Source organism: Allobosea sp. P1_A7, from assembly GCF_056406775.1.
The window spans coordinates 1-14467 of the sequence record NZ_JBFTZN010000178.1; the positions used below are offsets into that span (position 1 = coordinate 1).

13 protein-coding genes and 2 pseudogenes are annotated in these 14467 nt (G+C 67.3%); 11 read left to right on the forward strand and 4 right to left on the reverse strand.

The window, feature by feature from the left end; all coding sequences use genetic code 11:
- The 3 genes from AC1D34_RS25300 to AC1D34_RS25310 form a co-directional block, all read right to left on the reverse strand.
- Positions 1 to 291, reverse strand: a 291-nt coding sequence (locus AC1D34_RS25300) for a hypothetical protein (RefSeq protein ID WP_476825688.1), incomplete at its 3' end; no start/stop codon positions are given.
- A 69-nt stretch (positions 292 to 360) separates the two neighbouring features.
- Positions 361 to 1431, reverse strand: coding sequence for a LacI family DNA-binding transcriptional regulator (locus AC1D34_RS25305; protein WP_476825689.1), 1071 nt, complete (start codon positions 1429 to 1431; stop codon positions 361 to 363).
- Positions 1432 to 1587: 156 nt separating this feature from the next.
- The gene (locus tag AC1D34_RS25310) at positions 1588 to 2160 is read right to left on the reverse strand and encodes an MgtC/SapB family protein (RefSeq protein ID WP_476825690.1); all 573 of its coding nucleotides are present in this window, start codon (positions 2158 to 2160) and stop codon (positions 1588 to 1590) included.
- Between the two features lie 418 nt (positions 2161 to 2578).
- On the opposite strand from AC1D34_RS25310, the gene AC1D34_RS25315 reads away from it, so the two are divergent.
- The 9 genes from AC1D34_RS25315 (at position 2579) to AC1D34_RS25355 (ending at position 11373) form a co-directional block, all read left to right on the forward strand.
- The gene (locus tag AC1D34_RS25315) at positions 2579 to 2890 is read left to right on the forward strand and encodes a hypothetical protein (protein WP_476825691.1); all 312 of its coding nucleotides are present in this window, start codon (positions 2579 to 2581) and stop codon (positions 2888 to 2890) included.
- A 160-nt stretch (positions 2891 to 3050) separates the two neighbouring features.
- Positions 3051 to 3560: a cupin domain-containing protein gene (locus AC1D34_RS25320; protein ID WP_441504591.1), complete on the forward strand. Its 510-nt coding sequence runs from the start codon at positions 3051 to 3053 to the stop codon at positions 3558 to 3560.
- A gap of 253 nt (positions 3561 to 3813) precedes the next feature.
- Entirely contained in the window at positions 3814 to 4518 is a 705-nt protein-coding gene (locus tag AC1D34_RS25325; RefSeq protein WP_476825692.1) for a hypothetical protein, read from the forward strand.
- 301 nt (positions 4519 to 4819) lie between these two features.
- Entirely contained in the window at positions 4820 to 6409 is a 1590-nt protein-coding gene (locus AC1D34_RS25330; protein WP_441504593.1) for an ABC transporter substrate-binding protein, read from the forward strand.
- A 76-nt stretch (positions 6410 to 6485) separates the two neighbouring features.
- Positions 6486 to 7499, forward strand: a complete 1014-nt coding sequence (locus tag AC1D34_RS25335; protein ID WP_441504594.1) for an ABC transporter permease — start codon at positions 6486 to 6488, stop codon at positions 7497 to 7499.
- Positions 7500 to 7513: 14 nt separating this feature from the next.
- Entirely contained in the window at positions 7514 to 8413 is a 900-nt protein-coding gene (locus AC1D34_RS25340; RefSeq protein ID WP_441504853.1) for an ABC transporter permease, read from the forward strand.
- Between the two features lie 2 nt (positions 8414 to 8415).
- Positions 8416 to 10149, forward strand: a complete 1734-nt coding sequence (locus tag AC1D34_RS25345) for a dipeptide ABC transporter ATP-binding protein (RefSeq protein WP_476825693.1) — start codon at positions 8416 to 8418, stop codon at positions 10147 to 10149.
- Between the two features lie 63 nt (positions 10150 to 10212).
- Positions 10213 to 10593 carry an oxalurate catabolism protein HpxZ gene (gene hpxZ / locus AC1D34_RS25350; protein ID WP_441504596.1) on the forward strand — a complete coding sequence of 127 codons (381 nt, stop codon included), beginning with the start codon at positions 10213 to 10215 and terminating at the stop codon, positions 10591 to 10593.
- Positions 10594 to 10689: 96 nt separating this feature from the next.
- Positions 10690 to 11373 (forward strand): GntR family transcriptional regulator, encoded by a 684-nt coding sequence (locus tag AC1D34_RS25355; protein ID WP_441504597.1) that lies wholly within the window; start codon positions 10690 to 10692, stop codon positions 11371 to 11373.
- On the opposite strand, the gene atzF is transcribed toward AC1D34_RS25355, so the two are convergent.
- Entirely contained in the window at positions 11355 to 13145 is a 1791-nt protein-coding gene (gene atzF, locus AC1D34_RS25360; protein WP_441504598.1) for an allophanate hydrolase, read from the reverse strand. The genes AC1D34_RS25355 and atzF overlap by 19 nt on opposite strands.
- A 278-nt stretch (positions 13146 to 13423) precedes the next feature.
- On the opposite strand from atzF, the pseudogene AC1D34_RS25365 reads away from it, so the two are divergent.
- A pseudogene (locus AC1D34_RS25365) lies at positions 13424 to 13914 on the forward strand (cysteine hydrolase family protein).
- Between the two features lie 130 nt (positions 13915 to 14044).
- Positions 14045 to 14467: pseudogene (locus AC1D34_RS25370) on the forward strand (regulator); the annotation flags it as partial.

The window sequence follows — 14467 nt, forward strand, 5'->3', positions numbered from 1 at the left end:
GACCAGATCGGGGGCCTGCCGGCCGGCGAGGCGCGTATCGACCTGCTGATAGAGCTGGCCGGAGGATCCGCTGAGCTCCAGCCGGATCGAGACATGCGGGTTTTGCGCGGTGTAGCCCGCGATCAGCCGGCGGAAAGCGTCCTCCTCCGCCCGGTTGCCCCAGACCGCGAAATTGAGGCTCACCGGCGCCTGGGCCCGCGCCGCCCTCCCCGACCCGACCGAGAGAGCGAGCCCGGCGCCCAGAATATGCCGCCGAGAGAAAACCGTGCCTGTTCCGTTGAGGTTCGTCATCCCTGTTTCCTTCCCTGGATCATCACCGCTTTTCGCGGCTTGGTTTTTTGGTGTTGTTGGTCACGGGCTCTAGGCTGGCAGGCCACCACCCTTCAGGCCGCCGCAGGATTCCCGGATCACGARCTGGACCGGAAGCTGCGTGTACCGAACGGGGCTTTCCCCGCCCTCGAGCTGGTCGATGAGGCTCGTCGCCGCCTGCTGGCCGAGCTCGAGCCGGCGGTGTTCCACCGTCGTTAGCGCCGGAACCGTGAAAGCCGCGAGCGCGATGCCGTCGAAGCCGACCACGGCCATGTCCTCGGGCACGCGCAGGCCGTGACGACGCAAGCCGTGCAGCACGCCGATCGCCATCTGGTCGTTGAACACGAAAAGCGCTTCGGGCCGCGGCTGCGGCAAGGCGAGCAAGAGCTCCACCGCCTTCACGCCTCCTTCCGGACTGTTCGCGACCTCGATTTCCCAATCCGGACGCGGCGGCAGACCGGCTTCGAGGAGCGCCCGACGATAGCCGTGCACACGCTCCCGCTCGCGCAGGGGATGCCGCTGCTGGCCCGAGATATGGCCGATCCGCCGATAGCCGCAGGCGAGCAGGTGCTGCGTCGCCATGTAGCCCCCGCCCTCGAGATCGACGCCGACGGAGGTGATTTCGGTACCGTCGCCTTGATCCTGCAGCGCGACACAGGGGACGCCGTGGCGTGCCAGTTCCTTCAACGCGTCCCAGATCGCCCGCGTTGGAGCCGAGGTGATGACGCCGTCCGAGACGCCCCCGCGCAGCCGCGCGATCGCCTTGAGCTTGGCCGCCTCGTCTTCCGCAACGAGCACGTCGAGCAGATAGCCGCGCTCCTGCGCCACCTGCTGCACGGCGCCGATCACCTCGGCCGAGTAGGGATTGCCGATATCGGGGGTGATGAAGGTGAGCGTGTTGGTGCGCCGCTGCCTCAGGTTCCGTGCAACGGAATTCGGGGTGTAGCCGAGATCGGCGGCGGCTTTGCGCACACGCTGCTGCGTGGCCTCGGAGAGACCGACGCGCCCACTTGCGCCATTGAGCACCAGCGAAACCGTCGCCTGCGAAACCCCCGCACGCTTCGCGACATCGGTGCTGGTCGCGGCTCCCGGTCGCTTCGATGGTTTCTGCTCGCGCGGCAACGCCTTCTCCTGGAATCTAATACGTATTAGATTAAGAGCTAACCGCTCATGGAATGCCTGTCAACGAAGGCCGCAGCGCCGACCTGACGGCGCATTCCTAAGGCCGGGACCAGTCGATCAAGCTGGTCATGGCAGCCGCCCGGCTGGCAGAAAACCTCAACCTGCGCGCGCCGGTTGGCCAGTGCATCCGGGCGCACGGCAGGCCCTGAGCCTTGGCGCGCAGCCGGCTCGCGCCACGGTCCGCCCCGCTTCCTTCAGCATCGGCTTCCGGGTGGAATCCCGGTCGAACAGCGGGAAGCCCAGCTGAGCCACCAGATTGGAGATCGTGTAGCTGATCACCGAAGTCGCGCGCCCAAGCGAGCGCTCGATCGAGTGATTGATCGCCAGCAGCAGCAATGCGAGGCCCGTTGCGGTCACGACGATCTTCCAGTCGCCCAGGCCGGCAGCGCAGCCGAGAGCGGCCGTCACCCAGATGGCCGCAGCCGTGGTGAGCCCCCTCGGGGTCATTTCCCGATCGCGAAGGACGATCACCCCGGCGCCCAGAAATCCGATGCCGGTCAGAACACCCTGCACGACACGGCTTGCCGCATCGGCCTGATCCGGTTCGCCGAAGATCCCAGCTGCCGCTGCCGTTCCAAGTCCGACCAGACCGAATGTGCGAATGCCCGCACTGCTCTGCTTGAGCGTGCGCTCCCAGCCGACGGCTATGCCCGCGGCGGTCCCCGCCAACAACCTGAAGATCAGGTCGACTTCAGCCCATGAAAACAGCTCCAYAGGGCTATTCCCGCCCGGGGGTATCAAGGTCGCTACGCCGTACGCGCTCGCGCGTGCCGGCCGCCTCGACGGCATCAGGGCCTGCCGGCCCAGCCGCCTTGAGCGGCACAGGCGAAGGTGAGAAAGGGCCGTCGGGGCCCCGTTGCGCTGAATCGCGCGCCCCAATCTGAGCTTCCTGGCCGTTTCTCATGGGGTCTCCTTCGCTATCACCCCTTCCCCAACGCCGCCCCCGACAGGCTGTTCCGATGCAGGCGTGAAGAAGACCGGCGAGGCACCATCCGCCAGGAATGCCCGGCCGAGGGCCATGCGCCGCCCCGTGGCGAACACGTTGCTCCGCCATGCGTTATCCGACCAACTTTGGACCGGAGAGATGATGAGCGACGGAAAACATGAGCTCCGATTGGCCTTCAAGCGCATCGAGCGGGAGGTTCCGCAGGGTTTCGCCTCCCTGTTGCGCTGGCTGCGCCATCCCGCCTCGCGCTGGGCCCGCCTCCCCGCGGGCCTCATCCTCGTGGTCGGGGGCATCTTCTCGATACTGCCCGTGCTCGGGCTCTGGATGCTGCCGCTCGGCCTGCTACTGATCGCAKCGGATATCGCGCCCTTGCGCAAACCCATGGCGCGCTTTGTCCACGCTGCCATGAACCTGTGGGCGAGGCTGCGAGCACGCTGGCAGCGACGAGGCTAAGGCTGCTCCGCACGAGCGATCCCGAGCAAAAAGCGCCCACTGAGGACCGAATGCACCAATGCGCGGTACGTCCCGGACTGCGCGCCGCCGGGACGTACCGCCGGACCGGGAACGATGGGTCATTCCCAGCGTTATGCCGCCGAGTTCCGCGGGGCACGACATGGCGATCGTCACGGCGTTTCATTTCGAGGAGCACGGCACCGTGCCGAATAATCCGCGCCTGCCCGTGCTGTTCTACGTGGCTGCGTTTCCCGCCGAAGCCGCGGATATGGCGACCCTCATGGAAGAGCGTTTCGAAGGGAATGGCTGGCCCCCGCAATGGCGCAGCGGCATCTATGACTTCCAGCACTATCACACCGAAGGGCACGAGGCTCTCGGGATAGCCGCCGGCAAGGCGACACTGCTCCTAGGGGGAGAAAGAGGCCGTGAGATCGAGGTTGCCGCCGGAGATGTCGTCCTGCTGCCGGCGGGAACGGGACATCGATGCTTGCGGGCATCGCAGGACTTACTGGTGATCGGCGCCTATCCCCCGGGGCAGTCGGGGGACATCGTGCGGACCGAAGCAACAGCGCCGATCCGCCGGGCAATCGCCCGCCTGGCGTTTCCGGCGAGCGATCCGGTGGCCGGGTATGATGGCCCGGTTTCGTACCACTGGAGCGAGAGTATGTGAGACCGGAGTTGTTTGTCGTGCCCATTTGCGAATATCGCCCGCTCGCCCTGCCTGTCGCAGGCTCCCGCCCGCGCGCCGGGCGCAACGCTTGACGCAAGCCCTGCTAGCCCTGGCGCGACGGGCATCGAGGCAATCCCTCTTGTGGTCAGCGGGACCGGTGACTGATGGCCAAGGCGCGCAACGAGGCTTTACTTTCCGGCCATGAGCCCGGACGCTGATCGCCCCCGCTCCCGTCGGAAACGCGCTGCCTGCCATGCCCGAGACTGCTTCCGCGCGCCGCGCCATCGGCCTGATCGTTCCCTCCTCCAACCGGGTCGTCGAGCGCGTGGCGGCCCRTCTGCTGGCTGGAACTCCGGAGATAGATTGCTGCATCGCCCGGGTGCCCTATGACGGCATCGTCGCGGCCGCGCCGGCTGCCGGCTACAGGCTCGAACCCTTCGACACCGCTGCGATGCTGCTGGAAGAGGCCCGCGTCGATACGATCTGCTGGAACGCGACGCGGGGCGCGGCGCTGGGCTTTGCCGCCGATCGCGACCTGTGCCGGCGGATCGAGGACAAGACGGGCATCCCGGCGGTCACCACCGCTCTCGCGACCCTTGCGCTCCTCGGGGCAGAGCCGGGCCGGCGCGTCGGCCTGATCACGCAGGGCGACGAAGCGGAATCGCTGCATGTCGCCGGGCAGTTTCGCCGTGGGGATGTCGACATCCGCGAGCATCTCTGGCTCGGCATCACCAATAATCTCGATGCCGCGCATCTTACCGGCGACAGGCTGCTCGCCGAGGCAAGGACCCTGGCCGCGCGATCGCGCCTCGACACCATCCTGGTCTGGAGCACCAATCTATCCGGCTACGCCGCAGGCCTGGCCGCCGATCCGGCATCGGATCCGGCCATCCTCGACGCGGCCGAGATCGGCATCAACGCTGCGCTGATAAGCACAAGTGCGCGGCAGCAGAGATAATTGCCCACTAAATAGCCTGAATACCAGTCATTGCATGCAACATGACGAGGGCGGCTGCCCACGCCGGCATTTTACAAGAGATTTCAATCGCCTAAGTCTTGGCACGCTACGTGCTTGACTGGCGCCCATGTGCGCCTTTGCTGACCCGCATCCAGGACAGAGCACCATCCGAGCCGCGACAGGCGCGGAACGGATTGCCCTCGCGGCCCGGCCGCAGGGCGCTCTGCCCCGCCCGCCGGCCTGTTCCCGGCGGGCCGGCGCGCCGCGACATCCCGACTGGCAAAACAAGGATCTCTCGCCGATGCTCACTCGCCGCACCGCCATCGCAGCCGGCCTTGCTGCCCCCTTCGTCGCGCAGGGCAAGCTCGGGGCACAGACACCCAGCCGGGCCGAGACATTGCTGCTGGTGCAGGAATATGGGCCCAACAGCCTGGACATGCAGGGCATCGGCTCGTCGCAGCCGGTCAATGGCGTCGCGCTGAACTGCTATGACCGGCTGCTGCGCTTCAAGCCGGTGCCGATCCCGGGCGGCGGCGGCAACACGATCGCGATGGGCGAGCTCGAGGGCGAACTGGCCGAGAGCTGGCAGGTCGCCTCGGACGGCATGAGCTGCACCTTCAAGCTGCGCGACGCCACCTTCCATTCCGGCCGCAAGGTCACGGCGGCCGATGTGAAATGGTCGCTCGACCGCGCCTGCACGATCGGGGGGTTCGCCACCACGCAGATGAATGCCGGCTCGCTCGAGAAGCCAGAGCAGTTCGTCGTCGTCGACGACAAGACCTTCCGAGTCGACTTCGTCCGCAAGGACAAGATGACGCTGCCGAACCTCGCGGTCACCATCCCCTTCGTGTTCGACTCCGAGCTCGCGATCAAGAATGGCGGCGGCGATCCCCATGCGAAGGAGTGGCTGAAGAACAACGTCGCCGGCTCCGGCGCCTACAAGGTCGAGAGCTGGAAACCCGGCGTCGAGACGATCTATGTCCGGAACGATGCCTGGACCTCCGGCAAGCTGCCGCAGCTTCGCCGCATCATTGCGCGCGACATCGCCTCGCCTTCGACCCGCCGGGCCCTGATGGAGCGCGGCGATGCCGATGTCTCCTACGGGCTGCCACCGAAGGACTTCAAGGACCTGCTCGATGCCGGCAAGGTCAATGTCGTCGGCGTGCCGATCCCCAACGGTGTCTGGGGCTGCTACCTCAACACGCAGGTCGGGCCGTTCAAGGATGTGCGCCTGCGCCAGGCCGTGGCCTGGGTGATGCCCTATGAGAAGCTGCTGCAGGCCTCGCTGTTCGGCCGCGGCGTCGACATGTCGGGCGGGCCCGAGACGCCCAAGGTCACCTGGCCGCAGCCCTTTCCCTACACATCCAACGTCGCCAAGGCCAAGGCGCTGGTCGATGCAGCCGGCGGCGGCTTCTCGACCACGCTGTATTTCGACGCCGGCAATGCGACGGTCGCCGAACCGATGGCGGTGCTGATCAAGGAGGCGCTCGGCGCGATCGGAATCACCGTCGAGATCAACAAGGTRCCGGGCGCGAATTTCCGTACCGAGATCGCCAAGAAGACCAATCCGATGGTGCTGAACCGCTTCGCCGGCTGGCTCGACTATCCCGATTACTACCTGTTCTGGACGATGCACGGCAATAATTCGATCTTCAACATCGCCGCCTATCAGAACCCGGAACTCGACAAGCTGATCGACGCCGCGCGCTTCGCGCCCGACAAGGCAGCCTATGACGCTAATGTCGTCGACTTCATCAAGCTGGTGAACCGCGAGGTGCCGATGGTGCCGATCGCGCAGCCGACCCATGACGTGGCGCTCCAGAAGGCGATCGGCGGCTATCAGTTCCAGCCCTGCCGCGAGCCCGATTTCCGCTACCTGACCAAGGGCTGAGCGCCCAGCGCACCGCCRCCCCGCACGCAACGGCGGCGGCGGCGACTTCGCCGGATTTCGGCAAGGAGGCTGCACAATGCTTCGCATGATCGGCGGGCGGCTGATGACGACGATCCCGTCGGTCATCGGCGTGATCATCGTCACCTTCCTGCTGACGCGGGTGTTGCCGGGGGACACGGCAGCCTATTTCGCCGGGCCCGCAGCGACGCCGCAGGCCATTGCCGAAATCCGCAGCAAGCTGGGGCTCGACCAGCCCTTGCCGGTGCAGTTCGTCTCCTATGTCACGGCGCTGGCCAAGGGCGATCTCGGCCAGTCCCTGACCACCGGCCAGCCGGTGACGGCCGACCTGGCGGCGCGGCTGCCCGCCTCCGCCGAGCTGACGCTTGCGGGTCTGCTGCTGGCCATGTCGGTCGCCCTGCCGCTCGGCGTACTGGCCGCGGTGAAGCAGGGCTCCTGGATCGACCATCTCTGCCGCGTGGTGGCGACGGCCGGCGTCTCGCTGCCGGTGTTCTTCACCGGGCTCCTGCTGGTCTATGCCTTCTATTTCCTGCTCGGCTGGTCGCCGGCGCCTCTCGGGCGGCTCGATGTCTTCGCCTCGGAACCGCCGCGCATCACCGGGCTGTTCTTGATCGACAGCCTGCTTGCCGGGCATGTCGAAACCTTTCGTGCCGCGCTGGCGCAACTGATCCTGCCGGCGGTCACGCTCGGCATCTTCTCGCTGGCGCCGATCACGCGGATGACCCGCGCCTCGATGCTGGCTGTGCTCGGCGCCGATTTCGTCCGCACCGCGCGCGCCAGCGGGCTGACCAATGCCAAGGTCATCGGCACCTATGCCTTTCGCAACGCCATGCTGCCCGTCGTGACCACGCTCGGCATGGTGTTCTCCTTCCTGCTCGGCGCCAATGTCCTGGTCGAGAAGGTCTTCGCCTGGCCGGGCGTCGGCTCCTATGCGGTCGAGGCGCTGATCGCCTCGGATTACGCGCCGATCCAGGGCTTCGTGCTGACCATGGCGATCCTCTACGTCGTGCTGAACCTGCTGATCGACCTGCTCTACGGCGTCATCGATCCCCGCGTCAGGCTGGAAGGGTGAGGCCCGTGAACGACATGAGCAAGCTCGACCCCGCCGCCACGCCCGCCCTGCGCTTCGAGGCGCCGCCCGCGACGAGCCTGTGGGCCCATGCGCGCCATGTCGTCTCGGAAAACCCGATCACCGGCTTCGCCTTCCTGCTGTTCGGGCTGATCGTGCTCGCGGCGATCTTCGGTCCCTCGCTCGTGCCCTACGACCCGCTGGCGAGCAACACCAATGCGGCACTCCAGGCCCCGAGCGCGGCGCATTGGTTCGGCACCGACCAGCTCGGGCGGGACATCTTCAGCCGGGTCATCGCCGCGACGCGGCTCGATTTCACCATTGCGGTCGCCTCGGTCGCGCTCGTTTTCCTGCTCGGCGGGCTCGCCGGCGTCAGCGCCGGCTTCTTCGGCGGCTGGGTCGACAAGCTGGTCGGTCGCATCGCCGACACGATCATGGCCTTCCCGCTCTTCGTACTGGCGATGGGCATCGTCGCGGCGCTCGGCAACAGCGTCACCAATATCGTGATTGCGACCGCCATCATCAATTTCCCGCTCTATGCGCGGGTGGCGCGGGCCGAGGCGAATGTGCGGCGCGAGGCGGGTTTCGTGCAGGCGGCGCGGCTCTCGGGCAATTCCGACTGGCGGCTGCTCCTCACCCAGATCGTGCCCAACATCATGCCGATCATGGCTGTGCAGATGTCGCTGACCATGGGCTACGCGATCCTGAACGCGGCCGGCCTCTCCTTCATCGGCCTTGGCGTACGCCCGCCGACGCCGGAATGGGGGATCATGGTGGCCGAGGGTGCGAGCTTCATCGTCTCCGGCGAATGGTGGATCGCCTTCTTCCCCGGCCTGGCGCTGATGATCGCGGTGTTCTGCTTCAACCTGCTCGGCGACGGCGTGCGCGATCTCGTCGATCCCCAGCGGAGGAATTGACCTTGGCCACGATCCCGCTGCTCGAGATCCGGAACCTCACCGTCGAATTCGCCACGCGCCGTGGGGCGGTGCAGGCGGTGAAATCGATCGATATCAGCGTCGCCAAGGGCGAGACGGTCGCGATCGTCGGCGAGTCCGGCTCGGGCAAATCGGTGACCTCCTATGCCGTGGTGCGCATTCTCGACCGGGCCGGCCGGGTCGCAGAGGGTTCGATCTCGTTCTCAGGCGTCGATCTCGTCGCCGCCGACGAGGCGCAGATGCGCGACCTGCGCGGGCGCGAGATCTCGATGGTCTTCCAGAACCCGCGCGCCGCGCTCAACCCGATCCGCAAGGTCGGACGGCAGATCGAGGACGTGCTGCTGCAACATGTCCAGGCGACGCGCGCGACCGCCAGGGAGAAGGCGATCGAGGCCCTGACGCGCGTCAGGATCGCAAGGCCCGAAGAGCGCTACGATGCCTACCCGTTCGAGCTTTCGGGCGGCATGTGCCAGCGCGTGGTGATCGCGCTCGCCATCACCTGCCAGCCGCAGCTGCTGATCGCCGACGAGCCGACCACGGGGCTCGACGTCACCACGCAGAAGGCGGTGATGGATCTCATCGTCGAGCTCACCCGCGAGCGCGGCATGTCGACGATCCTGATCACCCATGATCTCGGGCTGGCTGCCGCCTATTGCGACAAGGTCGTGGTCATGGAGAAGGGCCGCGGCGTCGAGACGGCCGCGGCCAGTGAGATCTTCCGCAATCCGCAGCACCCCTATACCCGCCGGCTGATGCAGGCGACGCCGCGCATCGGCATGTCGCTCGCCGATCTGCTGACCGAACCGCCGAAGGCGGAGCCGGTGCCCAAGACAGCGCCCGCCCCCTCGCCTGTCCCCACCTCCTCTGGCGCGGCGCGAGGCGAAGCGGCCCCTGGGCCGCTGCTCAGCGTCGAGGCGCTGGTGAAGGAGTATCCGCGCCCGGCTACGGGGGCGTTCCTYGCCAGGCTGATGGGCAAGGCGGAGCCTGGGAAGCCCGGCTTCCGCGCCGTCGACGGTATCAGCTTCTCAATTGCGCGCGGCGAGACGCTCGGGCTCGTCGGCGAATCCGGCTGCGGCAAGTCGACGACCTCGATGATGATCACGCGGCTGATCGACCCGAGTGGCGGCAGGATCGTCTTTGACGGCAGCGATATCGGCGCGATCCCCGCCCGGCAGTTTGCGGCCTCGCCCCAGCGCCGGCGCATCCAGATGGTGTTCCAGGACCCGACCGACAGCCTCAACCCGCGCTTCACTGCCGAGCGGGCGATTGCCGACCCGATCATGCGGATGGGCGCGATCCGCGGCCGCGATGCGCTGCGGGCGCGCTGCGAGGACCTGGCGCGGCTTGTCGGCCTGCCGGCCGAGCTGATCGACCGGTTCCCGCATCAGCTCTCGGGCGGGCAGAAGGCGCGCGTCGGCATCGGCCGCGCGATCGCGCTCGACCCCGACCTCGTCATCCTGGACGAGCCGACAGCGGCGCTCGACGTTTCCGTCCAGGCGGTCGTCCTGAACCTGCTGGAGGAGTTGAAGGGGCGGCTCGGCATGAGCTATCTCTTCGTCTCGCACGACCTGAATGTGGTGCGGCTGCTCTGCGACCGGGTGATCGTGATGCGCAGCGGCGCGATCGTCGAGGAAGGTACCGCAGAAGAGGTTCTGGGCAACCCGAGAGCCGAGTACACCAGAGAGCTGCTGACCGCGATTCCGCATCCGCCGATGTGACGGTGCAAGATGCCGTTGCGCATGCAGCGCCGAAACCGGCCATGGCCTTTGGAGACGCCTTTCATGAAGATCAACGACCCTGCCGTGCTTGCCGAAGTCGAGGCCGCCTTCGCGACCTATGAAAAGGCGCTGACGAGCAACGACGTGGCCACGCTGGACGCGCTGTTCAGGGACAGCCCGCTGACGCTGCGCTATGGCGTGGCCGAGAACCTCTACGGCCATCATCAGATCGCCGCGTTCCGCTCGGCGCGCTCGCCCGTCGGGATCGAGCGCGCGCTCGAACGCACCGTCATCACCAGCTATGGCGATGCGATGGCGACCGCCAACACGATGTTCCGCCGCGCCAGCATGCAGGGCAAGGTCGGCCGGCAAAGCCAGACCTGGGTCAAGTTTCCCGAAGGCTGGCGGGTCGTCGCCGCCCATGTCAGCGTCATCGCGGAATGAGTCTTTCGCGTCGGGCCATGACCTTGGCCATGACCGTCGCGTCGATGCCTGTCATGCAGGCGCCTGCGCCCCTGCCCGTTCTCCGGTGCTGATGCCATGCCGCCCCGCGCCCTCCCCGTCAGAGCCAAGCCCGCAGCCCCGGCGCCGACGCGCACGGAGGCGCTGCGCCTTCAGATCGCCGACGAGATCGTCTCCGGTGCGCTCGAACCGGGGACGCCGCTCGACGAGCAGGATCTGGCGGCGCGGTTCGGCGTCTCGCGGACACCCGTGCGCGAGGCGATCCGCCAATTGTCCGCCTCGGGCCTCGTCAGCGTCCGGCCGCACCGCGGGGCGGTTGTCGCCTTGCCGACCCCGCGGCAGCTCGACGACATGTTCGAAGCCATGGCCGAGCTGGAGGCGCTCTGCGCCGGGCTCGCCGCCCGCAACATGACCGTGCCCGAACGGCGCGGGCTCGAAGGGCTGCACCAGGCCCTGCGCGCGCTGGTGCATGAGGGCGATCCCGCGCGCTATCACGAGACCAACGAGGCCTTTCACGCCGCGATCTATGCCGGATCGCATAATGGCTATCTGGCGGAGCTGACGCTGATGACGCGCGCCCGGGTCGCGCCGTTCCGCAGGGCGCAGTTCCGGGCGACCGGGCGGCTCGGCGGCTCCTATCGCGAGCACGACCTGATCGTCCAGGCGATCCTGCGCGGCGACCAGCCCGGCGCGAGCGAGGCGATGCGCGCCCATATCGGCATCGTGCGCGATGCGTTCAGGAGCTATGCGGGCGCGCCCTGACGCGCGCCCTGCGCTGCGACATAGGCCCGCCAGCCCCCGAACTCGCTGACGTCGCGCGCCGCCTCGGTCGCGATCTGCTCGCAGAGAAAGCCCTTGACCCGCGTGCCGTCGGCCAGCGCCAGCGTGCCGATGCCGAGCGGCGAAGGAATGCCGGCAACGAAACGGCCAAAGCCTTCGGGAGGCAGCGCCCAGACCTCGAGCGCGATCGGAGTTCCCCCTTGCCCGACCCGGATCAGGCCCGGCCGCGCCGGCGGTCCGCCCGGCAGGGCAAAGAGGCGGTATTCGGCGCTTGTACTCGTCGCGCGCTGGAAGATCGCGCCGAGCGCGGTCAATTCTCCGTTCAGGGGCATGCCCGAGAGATGCGCGCCGACAACGGCGATCTCAAGCATGCCAGGCGCGGCAGTGGCCGGCTCGTTCGCCGGCGGCAGCGGCAGGCCGGTCGCGCCCAGCGTCAGTCCCGACGCCTGATGGAAGGCCCGCCCGAGGCTGGCCAGCGACGCATCCTGGCCGGACGGCGCGATCAAGGTGACGCCGGCTGCGGTGCCGTCCTCCATCAGGCTCACCGGCACGGCGAGCGCGCACATATCGAGCAGGTTGACGAAATTGGTGTAGCGGCCGAGCAGCGAATTCCGGCCGATCGGGTCTGTCGCCATCTCGGCCAGCGTGACCGGCCGCGGCACGGTCGGCACCATCATGGCATCGATGCCCTTCAGAGCGGCCCGGGCGCAGAGAGCAAGCCCGGCCAGCCGGTATTGCGCCGCGAAGGCCTCGGCCGCATCCGGCAGCGGCCGCCCCGTGATGACCTGCCGGATCACCGGCAGGATCGCCTCGGGTTCGGCCATCAGCAGGTCGCGGATGGCGAGATAGCGCTCCGCCACCCAGGGCCCGTCATAGAGCAGCCGGGCGGTCTCGTAGAATGGCGTCATGTCGATGGGGACGATGATCGCGCCCAGCGCTCGCGCCCGTTCGACCGCAAGGGCAAAGCTCGCCGCCGCCGCCGGAGCGCCGTCGAAATCGAGATCGGCTGGGCGCGGGATGGCGAGCCGCGGATGCGGCGCCAGTGCGCCCGGCCGCCCGAACGGTATGGAACGGGAGAACGGGTCGGTCGCATCGGGGCCGGCGATCACCTCCAGGACGGCCGATGCGTCATCGACGGTCAGCGCGAACACCGAAACGCAGTCGAGCGTGCGGCAGGCCGGAACGACGCCCGCCGTCGAGACCAGGCCGAGGCTCGGCTTGAGGCCGACGAGGTTCTGCAGGCCGGCGGGCACCCGGCCCGACCCCGCGGTGTCGGTGCCGAGCGCGACAGGAACGATGCCGGCCGCAACCGCGCAGGCGGAGCCGGAGCTCGAGCCTCCCGGCACGAGATCGGGGCGCAAGGCGTTGCGCGGCACGCCATAGGGCGAACGCGTGCCGTTCAGGCCGGTGGCGAACTGGTCGAGATTGGTCTTGCCGATGATGATCGCGCCCTCTTCCCGCAACCGCGCAACCACGCCGGCATCCGCGACGGGGAGATAGGAGAAAGCCGGACATGCCGCGCTGGTGGCGAGCCCGGCGACATCGATATTGTCCTTGACCGCGATGGGCACGCCCCAGAGCCTGCGACCCCGTGGGCCCTCGGCCTGCAGGCGCGCCGCCTCGGCCAGCGCTTCCGTTTCGAGCCGCAGGCTGATGAAGATCGCTTCGTCGTCATGGTCGCGATAGCGCGCATAGGCTGCCGCAATCGTCTCCGGGATCGTGCGCCGGCCGGCAAGATGATCAGCGAGAAGCATGGTCATTGTGCTCACGAGATAGCCCCTCTTCTTTCCAGCCTATGAAATGAGCAATTGCTTGCGAGATGCATGCGAAGATTATGCATGCCGCCACCTGCATCGGCCGCGCTGCGCAGCCGGACCCGTGCGATCCGCCGATCGCGCCCCTCTGACGCTCAAATTGATCAAGCGATTTCAAATCCTTAGCTGGAACCGCCCGCAACTCCGGGGCCGCAACCCGCGCTCAGGCACAGCCCTTGCAAAGCTTGTTCCGTTCGCCAGCGACGGGAGCGCCTTTCGTGAGCCGGTCCGAGATTGCAGCCCAGCCCTTCCCGATCAGCGTCGATTTCGCGCGAACCGCGCTCGTGATCATCGACATGCAGCGGGATTTCCTGGAGCCGGGCGGCTTTGGCGCCGCGCTCGGCAATGATGTCGCCCTGCTCGGCGCGGCGCTCCTGCCCTGCAAGGCCATGCTCGCAGGCCGGTGATCGACAAGCCCGGCAAGGGCGCCTTCTACCAGACCGATCTCGACCTGATGCTGCGCAATCGCGGCATCGAGACGCTGCTCGTCAGTGGCGTGACGACCGAGGTCTGCGTCCACACCACCGTGCGCGAGGCGAATGACCGGGGCTATCGCTGTCTCGTCCTCGGCGACGCCTGCGCCTCGTACTTTCCGGAATTCCACAGAGTGGGCCTGGCGATGATCGCAGCCCAGGGCGGCATTTTCGGCTGGGTCTCGTCCACGGATGCGGTGCTGGCCGCCCTCGCAGCCAAGGACCGGGCTGCCTAGAGCAAGCTGCGGAAAAGCGGCAACGGTTTTTCGCGTTAAGAATGCCCTAAACTATTAGATTTGTTCACGTTTTCCGCGTTTTGACGATTTCTTCCAAACGCAGCGTGATCCAAGCGCGGAGGTGAAGACCATGACGAGCGCGACAAGCAGGCCACAATTGTGGACGCCGGGCGACTGGAACGCCCTGTTCGGTTTCGGTACCAATATCCTAGTCAATCTGCTGGTGCTGACCGGGCTTCTGCAATTCGTGCTGAAGATGCCTGCTGAGATCGTCTTCGGCCGCATCCTGCCCGCGCTTGGTCTGATGATGCTGCTCTCGACCGGTTATTACGCCTGGCTCGCCTACCGGCTCGCCAGGGAAACCGGCCGCGACGATGTCTGCGCCCTGCCCTCGGGCATCAGCGTGCCGCATATGTTCGTCGTCACCTTCGTGATCATGCTGCCGATCGCGAGCATGACCGGCGATCCGATCAAGGGCTGGGAGGCYGGGCTCGTCTGGGTGTTCTTCCAGAGCTTCATCCTGATGGCCGGCGGCTTCATCGCGCCCTATATC